Source organism: Paenibacillus sp. MBLB1832 (assembly GCF_032271945.1).
GTDB classification, from domain to species: Bacteria; Bacillota; Bacilli; order Paenibacillales; family NBRC-103111; genus Paenibacillus_E; species Paenibacillus_E roseopurpureus.
In genome coordinates, this window is record NZ_CP130319.1 from 2932963 (window position 1) to 2951175 (window position 18213).

At 44.9% G+C, this 18213-nt stretch carries 14 protein-coding genes and 1 pseudogene; 2 read left to right on the plus strand and 13 right to left on the minus strand.

The features are described 5' to 3' along the window. Positions 1 to 20: 20 nt before the first annotated feature. From MJB10_RS13000 to icmF, 6 genes and pseudogenes are all read right to left on the minus strand, one after another. The gene (locus MJB10_RS13000; RefSeq protein ID WP_314795252.1) at positions 21 to 464 is read right to left on the minus strand and encodes a cell wall hydrolase; all 444 of its coding nucleotides are present in this window, start codon (positions 462 to 464) and stop codon (positions 21 to 23) included. 59 nt (positions 465 to 523) lie between these two features. Continuing rightward, on the minus strand, positions 524 to 1999 hold the full coding sequence (locus MJB10_RS13005; protein WP_314795254.1) for a glycoside hydrolase family 26 protein: 1476 nt from the start codon (positions 1997 to 1999) through the stop codon (positions 524 to 526). A gap of 124 nt (positions 2000 to 2123) precedes the next feature. After that, entirely contained in the window at positions 2124 to 2879 is a 756-nt protein-coding gene (locus MJB10_RS13010; RefSeq protein WP_314795256.1) for a polysaccharide deacetylase family protein, read from the minus strand. An 86-nt stretch (positions 2880 to 2965) separates the two neighbouring features. Further along, positions 2966 to 4184 (minus strand): annotated as a pseudogene (locus MJB10_RS13015) (putative glycoside hydrolase). 340 nt (positions 4185 to 4524) lie between these two features. Next, positions 4525 to 5172, minus strand: a complete 648-nt coding sequence (locus MJB10_RS13020) for a DUF975 family protein (protein ID WP_314795257.1) — start codon at positions 5170 to 5172, stop codon at positions 4525 to 4527. Between the two features lie 130 nt (positions 5173 to 5302). After that, positions 5303 to 8560, minus strand: coding sequence for a fused isobutyryl-CoA mutase/GTPase IcmF (icmF, locus tag MJB10_RS13025; RefSeq protein WP_314795259.1), 3258 nt, complete (start codon positions 8558 to 8560; stop codon positions 5303 to 5305). Between the two features lie 166 nt (positions 8561 to 8726). On the opposite strand from icmF, the gene MJB10_RS13030 reads away from it, so the two are divergent. Both MJB10_RS13030 and MJB10_RS13035 read left to right on the plus strand, forming a co-directional pair. Next, a complete protein-coding gene (locus MJB10_RS13030) occupies positions 8727 to 8978 on the plus strand; it encodes a DUF2642 domain-containing protein (protein ID WP_314795260.1) in 252 nt (83 codons plus the stop codon). Between the two features lie 186 nt (positions 8979 to 9164). After that, positions 9165 to 10049 (plus strand): C40 family peptidase, encoded by an 885-nt coding sequence (locus tag MJB10_RS13035; RefSeq protein WP_314795261.1) that lies wholly within the window; start codon positions 9165 to 9167, stop codon positions 10047 to 10049. 73 nt (positions 10050 to 10122) lie between these two features. Here MJB10_RS13035 and MJB10_RS13040 read toward each other — a convergent pair whose 3' ends face one another. From MJB10_RS13040 to MJB10_RS13065, 7 genes are all read right to left on the minus strand, one after another. Beyond that, a complete protein-coding gene (locus MJB10_RS13040; protein WP_314795262.1) occupies positions 10123 to 10773 on the minus strand; it encodes a class I SAM-dependent methyltransferase in 651 nt (216 codons plus the stop codon). Positions 10774 to 10803: 30 nt separating this feature from the next. Then, positions 10804 to 11046, minus strand: coding sequence for a DUF6886 family protein (locus MJB10_RS26730; RefSeq protein WP_397386531.1), 243 nt, complete (start codon positions 11044 to 11046; stop codon positions 10804 to 10806). A gap of 94 nt (positions 11047 to 11140) precedes the next feature. Next, positions 11141 to 11896: a cyclase family protein gene (locus tag MJB10_RS13045; protein WP_314795263.1), complete on the minus strand. Its 756-nt coding sequence runs from the start codon at positions 11894 to 11896 to the stop codon at positions 11141 to 11143. Continuing rightward, complete coding sequence (locus MJB10_RS13050) at positions 11893 to 13362, minus strand: serine hydrolase domain-containing protein (RefSeq protein ID WP_314795265.1); 1470 nt, start codon at positions 13360 to 13362, stop codon at positions 11893 to 11895. Before MJB10_RS13050 ends, MJB10_RS13045 begins: the two co-directional genes overlap by 4 nt. A gap of 125 nt (positions 13363 to 13487) precedes the next feature. Continuing rightward, the gene (locus tag MJB10_RS13055; RefSeq protein ID WP_314795267.1) at positions 13488 to 14996 is read right to left on the minus strand and encodes a malate:quinone oxidoreductase; all 1509 of its coding nucleotides are present in this window, start codon (positions 14994 to 14996) and stop codon (positions 13488 to 13490) included. A gap of 517 nt (positions 14997 to 15513) precedes the next feature. Further along, on the minus strand, positions 15514 to 16992 hold the full coding sequence (locus tag MJB10_RS13060; RefSeq protein ID WP_314795269.1) for an Lsa family ABC-F type ribosomal protection protein: 1479 nt from the start codon (positions 16990 to 16992) through the stop codon (positions 15514 to 15516). 120 nt (positions 16993 to 17112) lie between these two features. Further along, positions 17113 to 18204 (minus strand): toxic anion resistance protein, encoded by a 1092-nt coding sequence (locus tag MJB10_RS13065; RefSeq protein WP_314795271.1) that lies wholly within the window; start codon positions 18202 to 18204, stop codon positions 17113 to 17115. Positions 18205 to 18213 lie beyond the last annotated feature (9 nt).

Genomic DNA, 18213 nt, shown 5'->3' on the forward strand with positions numbered 1-18213 from the left:
CTATTGTCTCTTCTACTACGTCAAAACGTATTATACACATTCTGACACTCTTTTGGAGTCGGCTCATAGAAACAGTGCTTCTTGTATCGCCCTGCGTGCGGCTGATTGTACCAGGTTTCAGGACATGGTTTCGGATTCTCGAACGTCCCTGGACGGAAATACCAGAGGGAGAATTTGCCCGGCCAAAGCCGCTCCCCGTCCACGGCCCGTCTCGCCAGACGGCGTTCTCTCTCTCTTGCATTTTGATAATACGTGCCATGTTGCAATGCTTCGAACGCGTGCGGCTGGTTAATCATTTGGGGAATGGTCCGAAGGCCTTTGAAATCAGAGCAATTGGCTCTTATTCGGTTAATACCAACGTTGCCAACAAGGAGCATTCCCTTTTCGCCTTCTGTCTCCGCTTCGGCTCTCAGTAACCTTGCTAACATGTCAATATCCTGTTTTCTAGCTTTCACGACTGCCATTGGCTCACCTCTTCAAAATGTATGTCTGTACCCATCATATTGTAGGTGAAGCTGAAGTGTTACTTGAATCCTTGGCGTAACGTATCCATCATAGCCTTGTCATCATCCAATGTATAGATACGAGCTGGGGTGTCCCCGTCCCAATCGATGCCATTCCACCAGATCGCAGCTCGAATCTTCGGATATTGGGGAATCACGCGGAACATGTCCCTGATCCATGCTTCTTTGTCCCCGCCGATTGAACTTGAGGCAAACTCCGTGATCATGAGCGGCTTGTCCGACCATAGCGCGTAACGTTGGTACAATGGCTCGTACAGTTCTTTGAACGTTCGCCATTTTTCCCCAACGGTTTCGTAATAATTTCCTGTATTATAAGCGGTTAGTCCGATGACATCCACATATTCATCACCTGGATAGTACATCAGCTCGTGATTCCAGGCAAAACCCGGCTTCGATTCATGATTAGGATTCCACACCCAGATTACATTGTCAACCCCATTACGGAGGAACATATCGTACACATATGTCCAGACGGCTTTATACAGATCCGTGTCTTTCGAACTGTAATAGGCGGAATACCCCACCCAGTCCCCGTTCATCTCATTATTTAGCCGAAATAAAACAGGATGACCAAAAGCCTTCAAATCTGCCGCATATTGCTGAAAATAAGTATCGTAGTTCCCATTTAAAATATCATAGGTGAAATTGGCCTTATGATCGCTGCTCAAGGTTTGCAAAGTTAATTCCACTAAGCGATGCTGATCCCATGCATTCTTCAATGCTTGTTTGGGCAGCTCATGTTGGATAGATTGATATCGGACCAAATAGTCAAAGGTGTGTTGAAAATTGGCTTCTAATTGCTTTAAATTCGTAAAGGAATCAGGCGCATCTGGCTGATAAATGCCCCAACGGAGTCGATTGCTTTTGAAATGGTGATTGTACATCTGTAAGGTTTCATCACTTCTTATGACTGGCAACTCTTTAAAATGAACGTCTAAAGGCTTGGTCTCTGTTTTTTCAATAAACTTGAAACTATTCATAATGACTGACTCGTTATTAATAGGCTGACTTGATTTCATGAGAATCGTGTAGACTTCCCGATTTGTTCGAGCGATTTCGATGGACACATAATAATTCTTGTCATTAGAAATTTTCGCCAGCTTCTCGCGATGCCACTTAAGCATATGAGTAGTCATCCCATTGATTGTCCTCGTTTCGTCATTCTCCACGGTATGATGGCTGTCCGCAATGACCATTTGATTGGAATAACTCATGTAAATCGCCGAATCCGCTAACGTATTTGTAAAATGATCATAATAAATTTCGATCTTGGTGTATGCATCTTGCAACACGGTTCGAATGGGCTGCAATGAGGTGTCGACTTGCATGGATCTGGGGTAAATCAGACTGAACCCATTGACTTTATCCTCCAGCAGTTTCCCTTCGGTATTCGCAAATGAATCGATGGTTGTCCGCTCAGTCATGATGATGAAAATCAAGGGAATGAGGATAAATGAAACCCATTTTATGTTCATTGAATGTTCTCCTATAGGGGGAAAATCATGCTGCTTAGTTGGTATATGTGACAGTACAAGTATTCCCATTTCATTCTGTTATATAAAAAAAGACAGCCTCCATCGGCCGCCTTTCACACAACACTCAGAAATGAAATTGATAAGAATCCTTACTTAACACGCCAAAATTAAATCCTTGCTTACGCAGACCTTCAATGACGGCAGGCAATGCATCAACCGTTGTTGTTTTGACCTTGACATCATGCATTAAGATAATCGCTTCTTTCTTCGTTCTACTGGCACTCAGCACAGCGTCGATAATCTCATTCTTCGGCTGAACGATTCTGGCAGCGTCTGTGGAGCTTACGTTCCAATCGGTATACGCGTAACCCTCCCTTCCCATCTCCTGAATGATGCGTGGCATGATGCCCCTTCCCCCGAAATGCCGACTAACAAGATTATTCGAGCCGCCAGGATAACGGAGCAAGGTGGGTCTGATCCCAATTGTTTGCTCTAGCAAGCGTTCAAGCCGCTCGGTATCTCTCAAGAACGCCTGGACGGATGCATACAGAGAAGGATATTCGTGTGAATACGTATGATTGCCAATGGCATGCCCCTCCTCGTGGATACGCCGATACAACCTTTTACCCTCAAACGATGAATTTCCGACCACGAAAAACGTGGCATGAACACGATATTCATGTAAAATGTCCAGGATGCGATCTGTATTCTCAGAAGGCCCGTCATCAAAGGTTAAATAAGCATGTTTATTTCCATTGGACGCTTCAATGACAGGATGTGAAGCAGATGCGGTACGCATGAGTGGGGGCTGACAACTCCAAATCGTGACGGCAAGAATGCTTACTGTTAGCGTCTTCCATTGAAAAAAAGACTTATACATGGACATTTCCCCTTATTAGGAAGTGCTTTTAGTATGGATGATCGAGGTCCTGTATAATCTTCCTTTAAATGGGTCCGCCGCTCCGCCTATGGGATATAGTTCACACCCTCCGAATAGGAATTGTTTGCATTCCAGATCAAATATTCATGCACACCAGCATCACTTAACCCCTTGATTTGGGCATCTACCTCGTCTTTCCCATACTTCATATAATTGCCCGCACCTAGCCAGCTAGCGGTGAAGTCTTGAATCCACGGCCGTGAAATCGGCGGGTGTTGAAGTTGCGCGAACTTCCCTTTCTCGGCTTTCATGTATTCGGTAACAAGTCGATATGGCTCTTTATCTGGCTTCGGAATTCCGAAATACCCATTGGACCAGTGGCTCGGATAAATCATGGACGAAATCACGTCGACGGAGCTAGAAATGCGGTTAAAGTTTTGCCCGATACCAGGAGCTTCAGGCAAGGTAGCCGAATATCCGAAAATATCGACAGAGACATGGACGTTATAAGGCTTTAATTGTTCTTTGGCATAGGCCACGAAATCGCTAACCGCATCTACGCGAAGCTGCGTCAAACGGGCTTTTTCACTAAAATCAGGCTCTTTAGGTGGTGTTACTTTTTTGGAATCAGTCGCAGTCTTCTGACTATTATCCACAGCGATTGCGTCTTGATAAGCCTTCAAGGCTTCCGCATAATCCTTTTCGTCTTGTATAAATTTAGACGGTTTTTTATCTTTGTACTCCCCCATGGAATAGGTAAGCGTCTTATCTCTGCTTTCAAATCCTTCTGGGAAACGCACATAATCAAATTGGATCTCTTTAAACCCCAATTCTACAGCTAGTTTAGCGACCTCAACATTATGATCCCACGTTTCTTTCAGGAAGGGATTAATAAACCCGTCACCGTTCCCATTCCGCCAAAGGCTGCCTCCGTCAAGATAGGAGAGATCTGGTCTCTTTTTTTGCCAAAACCGTGTCTTTAAAGGAGACAATTCGAGCGATCGGGTAAATATGATGCTGTTCAAGAGTTTTCATGACTTCCTGCGGGTTTTTCATATAGGGCTGACTAAATTCGGCCAATTTGCCCTCTGGCTTGAATGTGATATACCCATCGTCATCCTTGATATCGATAACCATCGCATTCAGATCGGTGTTATCCACCAGTGACAGCAGCTTCGACATGCGTTCACCGCCTGCAGACCAACCCGTGACATATATGCCGCGTACCGCGTCAGGATATGTGAAATGAACAGGAGGATCAAATGCAGGTACTTGACTTGGCGCAGGTGTTGGTGATGCCACGATAGGTGTTGGCGAGGGAGCTGGTGAAAGTGTAGGTTCGGGTGTAGGGGTTGGCGTGAACTCCGGTGCAGTTGTAGATGGCTGTTCAGATGGATTTGGCGTGTTGTTGACGTCATTCGAGGAGGAACAAGCGGACAATGTGAATACCATAAGTAGCGAAATACCAATGAGAACTCGTTTCTTCACGAACCTCTCCCCTTTTCTCCATATGTACAGATATTTCATTGCTCCCTATTGAGATATTCGTGAAGCGGGTGAACTATGCAGTTCTTGTTGCTTTCAGGGGAAATAAAAAGAAGCAGCTGCCGCGGCAAACTGCTCCTGTGTACAAATCGGTTGAAGATTATTGTTTGGAAAATGGGTCTACATCCATATTCAATGAAGTGTCTTTCGCATCTATTAGTGAGTCATAAAACTTTGCAAATGCTGTACGAATGTACGCAGTCAACCATAACATACCAATAAACAATGTAAAGATGGTTAAGAACCACCAGCCGATGAAGCTTAAGCCTAGAACGAAGTACTGCCACTTTTTACCTTTCATCATTTCCTTACTCGCGTTAATACATTGAACCGTGGATAAGTCTGGTTGATCAATTCGAATAAAGAAAGCTTGCGAATAACGAATCGAAGCAATGATGCCTGGAATGATGAATAATAAAGTCCAAGCAAGCGTTTTCAAGCCAACGAGGAAAGTTAATTTGAGAAATGGCCAGACATGATCCATGCCATACTTCATGACATCTCCGTAAGTGGGGGAGTTACCTCTGGATGCAAATAAGAAATAATAAGAAGTCGCTGCCGTAACCATTACACTAAGTATGATTTCAACTACGAAGGCAATGACATTGACAAGCGTTGTATCCACGGATTTGGCAATAAACTGTGGAATTAAGTTAATAAGGCCAAGAATCACAATAAGGCCAACTGACTTCCACCAGTATCCTTGCAATGCCGTTCTTGCATGTTGACGAATTTCTGAATTAACCACTTCATAAACACCCCTCAATGTATATTTGTAAGAATGTAAAACCAAAGTAAGTCCCAACTATTATTGGTTAATTATGTATATGAAACTCTATTATATGACAAGAAATTTAAGGGATCAATCAATTTTTCGCTTACATGTTCCTGCGATACTGTCCACCCACTTCATATAAGGCCGTTGTGATCTGTCCGAGCGAAGCAACTTTGACGGTTTCCATGAGTTCCTCGAATAGGTTTCCATGATTGCGGGCTGTTTGTTTTAGACGTTCAAGTGCCGCATCGCATGCCTGCTTATGCTGAGATTGGAAAGCTTGCAGATGTCGGATCTGCGTTTCTTTCTCCTCTACGGTTGAGCGTGCTAGCTCAATGTCATAATCATGGGCATCCGCATGCGGATTCAGAAATGTATTCACCCCAATAATCGGCAGCTCGCCAGAATGCTTCTTATGTTCGTAATGAAGGGATTCTTCTTGAATTTTGCCACGCTGATATTGCGTTTCCATTGCACCCAATACACCGCCTCGATCATGAATACGACCAAATTCGACTAATACAGCTTCTTCCACTAGATCGGTTAAATCATCGATAATAAAAGCTCCTTGAAGCGGATTTTCGTTCTTCGCCAAGCCAAATTCTTTATTAATAATGAGTTGAATTGCCATCGCTCTGCGGACTGAATTTTCCGTTGGTGTCGTAATCGCTTCATCATACGCGTTCGTATGCAAGGAATTGCAATTATCGTAGATCGCCATGAGTGCCTGCAGACTGGTACGAATATCATTAAAATCCATTTCTTGCGCATGCAAAGAACGGCCTGACGTTTGAATATGGTATTTCAGCTTCTGGCTCCGCTCATTACCACCATATTTATGCTTGATGACCGTTGACCAAATGCGGCGCGCCACTCTTCCCATGACCGTATATTCGGGATCAAGCCCATTGCTGAAAAAATAAGAGAGATTCGGCGCAAAATCGTCGATCGGCATCCCGCGGCTCAAATAATATTCTAGGAAAGTAAAGCCATTAGCAAGGGTAAAAGCCAACTGGGAAATGGGGTTCGCTCCCGCTTCGGCGATATGATAGCCGCTTATACTGACCGAGTAGTAATTGCGCACCTGATGATCAATGAAATACTGCTGGATGTCACCCATCATTTTCAATGCAAATTCTGTTGAGAAAATACAGGTGTTCTGACCTTGGTCTTCTTTCAAAATATCCGCCTGCACGGTTCCTCGAACTGTCTTGAGTGTCCTCGATTTCACTTGCACATACTCTTCGTCAGTGGGGAGACGGCCATTTGATAATGCGAACTTTTCTACCTGCTGATCGATGGCTGTGTTCATGAACATGGCTAACATCATGGGAGCAGGCCCATTAATCGTCATCGATACGCTAGTTGATGGGTGGCATAGATCGAAGCCGGTAAACAACTTCTTCATATCATCCAATGTACATACATTGACGCCGCTGTTCCCAATTTTCCCGTAAATATCGGGTCGATAATCGGGGTCTTGCCCGTATAAGGTAACACTGTCAAACGCCGTAGACAACCGCTTCGCCTCATCATTTTGACATAAATAATGAAATCGTCGGTTGGTTCGCTCGGGTGTGCCTTCTCCTGCAAATTGGCGCTTGGGATCTTCATTCGTCCGTTTGAATGGGAACACACCAGCGGTGTAGGGATAATAGCCAGGCAAATTTTCCTTTAGCAGCCAGCGCAGCAGTTCTCCCTCATCATCGTAACGCGGTAAGCTGACTTTGGGAATTGGATTCCCTGATAAGGATGTCGTGTACATCTCCGAAATGATGTCTTGACCGCGAACCTTGGTAACGAGCTGATCTTGTTGATAGGCGTCGCGTATGCTCGGCCATTCATCAAGCAACTTCCTGCATGCGGGGTGCTGCTTGGCATCATAGTGGGCGATCATTTCGTCTAATGTGCTGACAAAAGAAGGCTTTTCTTCCAGTGAGTTGCGCTGCTCCTGATGGGCCGTCAACCATATGAGTTTCGTTCCACGCAATTGCCAGATTTGACGGGCGATCGTGACCTGTTCATCTGCAAATTTCTTGTATTGCCGAATCGTCTGCACGATTTCGCCTAAATAGCCCGCACGGTCGGGCGGTATGATCCTATTCTTTATCGGAACTACTGTCATCGTTTCCTGCTTCGCAACAGGCCAATCTCTAACTGTCTTATCAGCCACGAGCTTCATGAGCTTCGCGAATAGCACATTCGTCCCAGGGTCATTAAACTGACTGGCGATAGTGCCGTAAACGGGCAACTCTTCAACTGGAGTTTCAAACAACTGATGGCTGCGCTGGAACTGTTTACGCACATCACGTAAGGCATCTTCGGATCCGCGCCTTTCAAACTTATTGATCACGATGATGTCCGCATAGTCGATCATTTCGATTTTCTCCAGCTGTGTCGTCGCCCCGAACTCACTCGTCATGACATACATCGCCACATCGCATAGTGCCACGATGGCAGCGTTCCCTTGTCCGATCCCGCTCGTTTCCACAATGACCAAGTGGTAACCTGCCGCTTTGACGATGTCGATCGCTTGCTTCGTTGCTTGGCTTAATTCAGACTTGGCTTGTCGAGTCGCTAGGCTGCGCATATACACACGTGGGTTGTTTACGGCATTCATACGAATCCGGTCTCCGAGCAGAGCGCCGCCTGTTTTCATTTTAGATGGATCAATTGAAATGACGGCTAATTTACGATCGGGATACTGCTCGAGGAAACGCCGAACCAGTTCATCTGTCAGTGAGCTCTTTCCGGCTCCACCCGTTCCCGTAATGCCTATGACTGGTGCTGATGCCACGGGAGGCAAAGTAGGCTCCTGCTTGGTGCTGTCGGGACTCTCAGTAGATGCCTCTGCGCTCGTGATCGCTCTGGCGATTGCGCCCCAATCCTTGAGTGAGGCTGTTTCCTCATCGGGTAATTCGGGAAGCGGTGTGTCTACAGCGCTAATCATGTAGTTAATCATGCCTTGCAGGCCAAATTCACGGCCATCGTCGGGTGAAAAGATTTTGGCAATCCCATATTGCTCTAATTGTTTGATTTCGGAAGGCACGATAACGCCCCCTCCGCCTGCGAAAATCTTGATATGCCCGGCACCCTTCTGCTGTAAGAGGTCGAACATGTATGTCAAATACTCCATATGCCCACCTTGATAGGTGCTTATGGCAATGCCGTGTACATCCTCTTGTATAGCCGCATTGACGACCTCATCAACAGACCGGTTATGTCCAAGATGGATCACTTCCACGCCTGACGCTTGCAGAATTCTTCGAATGATATGAATGACAGCATCGTGCCCATCGAATAAAGCAGCCGCAGTTACAAATCGCACGTGATGTTTGGGGCGATATACATGTGTGGTCAAGGTAATCCCACCCTTGTTGGCAGATTCGTCATAGATCGGCGTCACCCATCCATAACGGCTTATCCGATTTCTATGCTTGGTATGCCTAAATCATGTGTACAACACACACTCGTTCTATTGGACGAACATATACTAGATTAAAGAAGCTAGAAAGGAGGTATTTACGTTGAAGCTATCCCAATCCTATTTGATTTGTAAAAAGTACCTCAATCGTGAAGTGATGATCAGAACGGTCCATGGCACTTTTCAAGGAACCATTACGAAGGTGGACGGTAATCACGTCTATTTGAAGCAAACTCGTAACGGGAATAAAGCCCACATCTCTTTCCTGCCTTTCATCCTCCCATTAGTTCTGTTTGATCTATTAGCTATTTTTCTAGTGGATCGAGGGTCATGTTTCCCTTTCAGACCTTTCTAAATTTCTATAATAAAAAAGAATAAACAGACCCGCATCCAGGTGATGAGGGTCTTCGACGTTTTCATACATGTATAATTTATCATTTCTGACACAACCTAAACTCTACTCTAAATAAAGGGGATGCGTTTAGGAATGAATAATAAGAAGACACAGAGGTTTTTGGTAATTTCTACACTTTGTATCACAATGAGTATCATGAGTAGCGGGTGTACAAGCAAGCAACAGCCAAAGGTGAACACGGCGACACCGACAGCCACCTCTGCCCCATCAAACCTGAATGCGAGCATGTTTGTCGCAGATAATTTAACAATTGCCAATTTGAAAATCCACAAAGAAGCGAATGGCCAAGTGTGGGTTCCGTTGGAGGAAGCCGCAGCATCCTTTGATTATGATTTGCATGCGGAAGGCGACAGTTTCGCGATGGGTGCAACAGATCCTAATTATTCGGTGAAAATCAATCAAAGCCAGGCGACAGTAGGCGATAAAACGATCGAACTGCCGCAAGCACCGAAATTAATTGACAACAAACCGTATCTGACCACTCAGGCACTATCGACCCTAATGGGAACTCAAGTGAATTGGAACGAGTCCAATCATAAAATTGTTTTGAGTCCAATCAATGACAATACGCTTAGCCAGCTTGAAACTGATTCATCTGGTCAAATACATAGTCTTGCTGTGCATGTCAATAAAACGCAATTGCTCCAATTCGCAAAGAAATTTCTAGGAGTTCGCTACCAATTCTCAGCAGGTCCATACGAGAGGACGCATCGATTTGACTGTTCTTCCTTCGTTCAATACGTATATGGTCATTTCGGTGTAAAACTGCCAAGATCTTCTCGCTCACAATCTCAAGTTGGGAGAACCGTTAAGATGAGTAGTCTGCAGCCTGGTGATTTAATGTTCTTTTACACGCCAGGGCGATATGCGAGCAATCGCATTGTAGGCCACGTGGGGATTTATGCGGGTAATGGGCGATTCATCAATACGTATGGGGCTCCAGGTGTTATCATTTCGGACTTCAATTCGTATTGGAAGCATCGGTTTTTGTTTGGTAAACGCGTTGCTTAACGAATGCGAATCACAACTTTCCTTTTGAATAGATGGGATCAATGAAGGTTTTGACACAGCCTGCCTCGATTTGTCAAAGAATTGAGGCTTGATCGTGCTGCCGCGGCTTGATCGCAATCTCCCACAACATCTTCTTCCTCGTGTATCGATCCATTTCGTATTCTTCCGCATGGACCAGCTCCCACATGGTCTTATCAAAAAAACGATCAATTTCTGCCCGATCAAATAAACGCCGATAAATGCCTTCATTTTCAAACAGATAGCGATCATCACTTTGCTTGACTGGTCCTAGATTGTTAACCTCATTAATTGAATTTAATCTACAGAGTACGATTCCATCTGGCTTCATCACTCTATGGATATCTTTAATTACGTTGAGCGTGGTTTCCTCATCAAAATAATGGAGGCATAGATCCGCAATCAGCACGTGGGCAGATTTATTTTCAAAAGGTAGCCCTTGGGTCATATCTAGGCAAAGTGTTGGAAGTGACGGGAGTCTCTCACGCAATGTATGCAGCGCCTCTTCCGAAATATCACAGGCAACGGGGAGAATACCTTTCTCGAACAAGTAAAGGGAATTGTTACCGATCCCACAGCCCAAATCAATAATAAGGTCGCCTTCATTTGTCAGATATTCGTCGTATTTGTTCAGCCAATTATCATATGTGATTTTGAGATTCGGGCTTTTGTAAGTTTCATTCCAATATTGTTTGAGTGATTTCATTGGGGGCTCCTATCTGAAACATTAAAGCAATTATTTGTGTGTGTTCTCAAATTCGTTTTCCTGTACAGCATTTCTCATTCGTATCATCGAAAAATTCATAGTCGACTCCAAAATGCACTTTTTTAATGGAAATAAGGAAGGTGTGACCCGTAATTCTATATTTTTCTCCAGAATAGCTGCAATTAAGTCATCTACTCGTTCAATTTCAATGGGCTTAAAGATTTTGATATCAGGGTCTTCGCTAAAATGATATAGGTTCATTGGTTCCCTCATATATACCTGGACTATTCCTGCAACTCAATCAAAAAGACAGCACTCCAAATGGAGTAACTGTCCAGATAGATGGTTTCGTTCTATGTATGATTCCTCACTCAAATATAGCCACAGGCCGAGCCCACCCAGCACTTGCTCGCTCTACTTTAACTGGGAAGCAAGCTACTTTGAAACCAAATGCCTGCGGCAGCTGGTCCAAGTTCGCCAATTTCTCGATTTGGCAATATTCTTTATCTTTGCCGACATAATGTGCGGCCCACAGTACACCTTCCCTTGGATCCTTGCGATAAGCCTCCGCCTGCAGGTTGAGCGGGATGTCCCATCCCCAGCCATCGGTGCCGACGACTTTGATGCCTTGCTCGAGCAGCCAGCGCGTCGCTTCTGCCGAAACGCCCGCATGCAAAAACGCATAGTGCTCGTGGTATAACCGTTTATCCGCATCGCTGCGAATCAGCACGATATCGAGCGGCTTGAGGATGTAGCCGATGCGATCAAGCTCCGCGATGAGATCATCTGTTGTGATCTCGTAGCCTGGCGGTTTCATGCTGAAATCGAGCAGGACGCCATCCGAATAGAACCACTCGAGTGGCAACTCATCGATAGTGCGAGCAGGCTGCCCCTCTGAGGTCGGCCAATAATGCCAAGGCGCGTCTACATGCGTTCCCGCATGTGTATTTAGCGTCACGGTTTCCGTTGCCCAAGCCTTCCCTTCTGGAAAGACATCGGCAGAAAGTCCGAGCACTGCTGCAGCCTGACGAGCACCATCCTCATGGCTGGCATAGTCAATCTTGGCAGGCAGCGGCTCACGTATACGCGGACTAATAGATACACTTAAATCGATAAGCTTCACAGTGAAGATACCTCTCTCTCATTTTTTTGGCCAATAATTCTTGTCGAAAAGCTTTCCCCGAAGTTGACGTTGATTGTGACATCAATGCTAAGCTGTTCACCATCCAACTGGAACACGGCTGTATGGCAAAAAGGTGTCTCTAAATACCGCACGGTAAGCTCAATTGAATCGGAATCAAGCCAAGCGAAACTCGCCGCGATGAGTTGATCTTTACCATCATTAAGGCAAGAACGTTGCTCGATCCAAGTTCCTTCCCCACAACGAATGTAATGATCACCACTAGGATCGCATAGCTGGACGTGCGCTTCATCCCCCTCAAACCGAAGACCAATGCGCTCCCAGTATAACTCATTTTTCTCAAGTTGGAATTGCCCTGCGAGTCCAGTTTCTTCGATCTTTGGCAAGGGCGCTGACGCTGGTGCTTGATATTGCAACGCTTGCAATCGCTGCGTTAAGTCGGTATTAGTTTCATCAGGTTCTGCCCCATTGTTCAAACGTATGCCAGGCAACAAATGCTCCCAAACCGAATCAAGCACGAGCTGCATGTTTTTAAGTCCAGAAGTAATCGCAATTACGGCATTATGCTCTGGCAATACGACGCAGAATTGCCCGAATGCACCGTCACCTCTGAAGGCGCCATGCCGGCATCGCCAAAATTGGTACCCATATCCTTGCGCCCAATCACTATCTCCGCCGTCACCATTTGAAATATGCTTAACTGATGCTTCCTTAACCCAGTCCTCGTTTAGGATACGTTCCCCATTCCAAATGCCCTGTTGCAAATAAAGTTGCCCGAATTTCGCAATGCTCTCTGTGGTCACACTTAAACCCCAGCCACCAATGGGTATACCGCGAGGGCATGTATCCCAAGTTGCATGTGCAATACCAAGCGGGTTCAGAAGCCTCGGACGCAAATAGTCCAGCAAAGATTGTCCTGTTACCTTATGTATAATAGCTGAAAGCATATAAGAAGCGCCGCTGTTATAAGCGAAATGCGTTCCTGGTGCGTGGTCGACTGGCTGTTGCAAGAAGCCTTCCACCCAATTGCCACTAGCATGTTTAACCATCGAATTCGTAACATCTTGATCGTGCCCTGTACCCATCATTAACAAATGCCGCACTTGCATTGCGTGCAAATTGGCAGACACTTCGCTTGGCGATTCATCTGGAAAAAAGGAGATAACTTGATCCTCTAGTGACAAGCGCCCTTCGGATACAGCTAGACCAATTGCAGTTGCTGCGAAACTTTTGCTCAGAGAAAAAAGCGAATGTGGAAGATCCGGTGCATACGGTTTCCACCATCCTTCGGAAATGACGAAGCCATTTTTAAGCAACATAAAGCTATGTAGCTCTAAGTTCTTTGCTTGTACATCATCAAGGAATGCCGCAATGGCTGCCGCGGATACACCTTGCGCACCTGGGTGACTTCGAGGCAACGTAGCGTCAGTATTCACATTCAAACTCATGCAAACCACTCCATCCAAATTTGATAAAATCCTTCTTGCATTTCCTTATTTTAACATACCTTAGTAACTAGTAAGTCTCTTTTTAAAATAAAAAAAATGCCGCGTTACCCGCGACATTTTCCTTACTAGGAGTGTGAAGTTTGCAATGCTGCAGCTTCGTCAAGACCAAGCGTACGTGAAGTTGCTTGTTGAATTTGGCGGCTTAACTCCGGTTGTTTGACAAGAGAAACGCCGTACGAAGGAATCATTTCTTTTATTTTCGGTTCCCATTCTTTCACATGTTCTGGGAAGCATTTTTTGATTAATTCCAGCATCACGGAGACGGCTGTAGACGCACCAGGAGAAGCACCGAGCAATGCTGCGATGGTGCCATCCGCGTCGCTGACCACTTCCGTACCGAATTGAAGTGTTCCTTTACCGGCATCGGTATCTTTAATAACTTGGACGCGTTGTCCAGCTACCACAAGATCCCAATCCTCGCTCTTGGCGTTCGGGACGAATTGGCGCAATTCTTCCATCCGTTTCTCTTTCGACAGCATGACTTGCTGAATCAGGTATTTGGTCAACGAAACGTTTTTGGCGCCTGCCGCGAGCATCGTTACCACATTGTTAGGCTTAACGGATCCAATCAAATCAAACATCGAACCCGTTTTTAAGAACTTAGGTGAGAAGCCCGCAAACGGTCCGAAAAGCAGTGATTTTTTGTTATCGATATAACGCGTATCTAGATGTGGAACCGACATTGGCGGTGCGCCGACAGGGGCTTTGCCATATACTTTCGCATGGTGCTGCTCAATCACTTCTGGGTTTTTACATACCATAAACAGTCCGCTTACTGGGAATCCGCCAATATTTCTTCCTTCAGGAATACCAGACTTTTGCAGTAATGGCAGACTACCTCCACCACCACCGATAAAGACGAACTTCGCCGTGTGACGTTCCAACTCGCCACTGTCTAGATTGCGTACTTTCAATTCCCACAAACCTTCGCGTGTCCGTGTAATATTATCAACACTGTGCTTATATTTAATATCGACCTGCTTCGTTTTCAAGGAATCAAACAATTTGCGCGTTAAAGCGCCAAAGTTAACATCCGTACCGGATTCGATTCTTGTGGCTGCGATCTGTTCATTCTTGGAACGGCCTTCCATAATAAGCGGAATCCATTCGCTCAATTTCTCAGGATCGTCGGAAAACTCCATCCCTTGAAACAAAGGATTACTGGATAGCGCGTCAAAGCGTCTTTTGAGGAACGCGACATTATTTTTACCTTGCACCATACTCATATGTGGCAGCGGTACAATGAAATCCTGTGGATTATTCAGTTGTTTGCTGTTGACCAGATAAGACCAGAACTGCTTGGACACCTGGAATTGCTCATTAATTTTGATTGCTTTACTAATATCAACGGTTCCATCTGGTTTTTCATCCGTGTAGTTAAGCTCGCACAGTGCTGCATGCCCTGTACCTGCATTATTCCATTCATTTGAACTTTCTTCTCCTGCGGTTGCAAGCTTCTCAAATACTGTAATTTTCCACTCAGGTACTAATTCTTTCAGCATGGCTCCCAAAGTCGCACTCATAATGCCGGCACCAATTAAGATAACGTCTGTGCTATTATGTCTGTTGCTCATTTCTACCCGTCCTTATACCCTAAGATTTGCAAAAAAAGGTTGTGACAAACATCACAAGCCCATTCTGGATCAATGAAACACTTAGATTTAATTATTATTTTTACTATTATATGATATTTATCAGGTATTCGACAAGAAGTGCAATGAAGATGCCTTACCATATAATTCGAACCACGTTTACATTAATTACTACTATAACAAATTTCGAGCTTGAATCCAAAGGATAATGAAGAAATTATAAAAACGACTACATGTAAATTGAAAAAGCCGCCAAGTTGGCGACTTTTACTCCCATCCTTATTTACTTTTCTTACTTGCAATCCAGAACGCGAGAATGATGAGCGGAATAAAAATGAACCATGGTATATGGATAGTAGAACTCGTTAAGAAGGCTAAAATGAGTAAAACAATCACTCCGACGATGATATACAAACAGCCTCTCCCAAATGTCTCCATGTGCAACACTCCATTCATCGGTTATATAAGTATAATGTATAACGCAATCCAATGGAAAATGTTACAACTCAACCCATTTCGTTGCAATTTGCTCACAGAATTCACGGTCATGCTCCACGAAAAGGAGCGTTGGTCCAAACTCAAGCAGTAATTCTTCGATTTGCATACGTGAAATAACGTCAATAAAGTTCAACGGTTCATCCCAAATATGAAGATGCGCAGGTTCACACAAGCTTTTGGCAATCAATACTTTCTTCTTTTGACCACCGCTGAAATCCCCCATGTCTTTCTCGAATTGTACTCTCGCGAAATCCAGCTTACGTAAGATGGCTTTAAACAAGCTTTCGTTAATGCCATGTGTTCGAGCAAAGTCGGTTAAGTTGCCACGCAGATGGGACGTGTCCTGAGACACATAGGAGATCCGTAATTGACTACCCCGTCGGAACGTTCCCGTATAGGTAATGTCTTCCCCGCAAATCAGTTTGATAATACTGGATTTTCCCGAACCATTTTGACCAGAAAGCGCAATGCGATCCCCCTGCTCAATCGTGAAACGAACATCCGAACATATTTGTTTCTCCTCATAAAAGATCGATACATGATCGAGTTCCACAAGCTGGTGCTTGTGGTAGGATAGCTGAGTCAGCTTCAAACTCTCGGCGCTTTCCACATTTTTCAGAAGCTTCGACTTGTCATCCATGGCGGACTGTTGGCGTTGTTCGATCGATTTGGAGCGTTTCATCATTTTGGCAGCTTTATGTCCGATATACCCCTTATCTACCTTGGAGCCAGAGTTACGAGTTCCGTTCTTGGATTTCTCCACTTCATGCGACCAATTGCTCGTTCGTTTTGCCGCTTCCTCTAGGCGTTTAATGTCTTTTTTAAGCTTTTCGTTCTCAGCAAACTCATACTGATCTTGCCGCTGTTTATTTTCCCACCAGGTGGAGAAATTGCCTCGTTGAATCTCGATATCCGTTCGATTGATGGAAAGAATATGATCGACACAGTTATCCAGGAACGACCTGTCGTGTGAGACTAGAATAAATCCGCTTTTACTCTTCAAATAATCGCTGACCAACGACCTTGCCCCCATATCGAGATGATTTGTCGGCTCGTCGATGAGCAAGAAGCTATTTTCTTTCAGGAATAACGCGGCCAACAACACTTTCGTTTGTTCCCCATTGGACAAAGAAGCGAATGAGCGATATAGCACATCCTCCGCAACCCGCAGCCATGTAAGCTCACGCATAAGCTCCCAATGGACGTACTCAGGGACAATGTCGCCGATCACATCGATCGTATTCACTTCCTTATCCTCCACAGGAAAAGGAAAATATTCAAAGCTGACTTGCGATGAAATCGTCCCGCTATACTCATACTTGCCAAGCAGCAGATTCATGAAAGTCGTCTTGCCACGCCCATTCCTTCCCGTGAATCCTAGCCTCCAATCCGTATCAATCTGAAAGCTAACCTCTTCGAAAATGTTATCGTAACTGCCGTCATAGGCAAACGTTAAGTTCGAAATATTAATTAATGACATAAATGATCAACTCCCTAAACAAAAAAAGCTACAAGAAAGTTACTTTCTTGTAGCTTTACTATTAACATTAGCTTAGCATAGGCATACTTCGCTTTGTACAGAAACTTTGTTTATACTCATTTATTCCAGTAAACCGCCTAATTCGGAGGCTTTCAGCTCAGCCGTTGTTTTCGCCCCTGGTGCAAGTCCAAGTCTCTGGGTCATCTGCTGGCTGATTGTGCCTAAGCGTTGCGTGTGCTCTGTCGCCGATTGGATGATAGTCCGATTGGATTGTTCGAACAAGTCCAGAGCAGCAAATAGATCGTTCATACCTCGCTCGATGGAGTCCATCTGCAAGCCTGGCTTCCCAAGCAGATCGTTCGTTCGTTGTGTCGTCTCTTTCAATAACCGCGAGTTATCCTCGAACATTTTATTCAACGTTGAATTAGCAGAATTCACAGCTTCTATCGTTTGAACTTGATCCTCAATTGCCATGGAGATCATCGCGGATACCGTCAGAAGATTCTGCGTTTTATCGATAGTCGCATCGACAGCGTCGATCAGTTTGTCGTTGTTATCGTTAATGATGTCAGTTCCTGCAATGGCTTGCTGATACAAAATCACCATTTCTTGAAACGATTGAAGGCGTGTGACTACTTTACGCAGTCCTCTCTCCAGATGGGTACGACGATGCTCATTCTCGGGCTTCGCGATTTCAAGCTCGAACAGTTGCTTCAAGTTCTCGCCCATCGCGATCCGCATTTGCAAATTATAAACGGATTCCAGGGAATTCTTCTTCAGCGTTTTCATGTACGCCATGTTTTCTTCCAGTGTTTCCTTCCCATTTCGAAGGGATTGCACAATCGCATTGACGTTCGTTTTGACCGACTGATATTTGTAAATATAGTTTTTCAGCGGTGTCTTTTTCATCATTTTCTCAAAGAAACCAAGCTGTTTGCTTTTACTTAACGCATCAATCTCTCCGCGCAGCTTCAGAATGTTATTCTGAACCTCTGAACGCTTGCCTGACATAAGTTCATTAACGGGGCGTTCAAGCATAGCCAAGGATTGTCCAGCTTGTTCCATCGTTTTGGCACCCATGCGCCCGATCGAATCCATTAACGTTTCTAATTCCATCGTATCGGTTGTTGCAACTTTTTGAAGCAGCTGCTTCGCTTCGTCTTCGACCTTCTGTACATCGGTTGGCTTCAATTGTACCAATTGGGTTGTCATATGCATGCC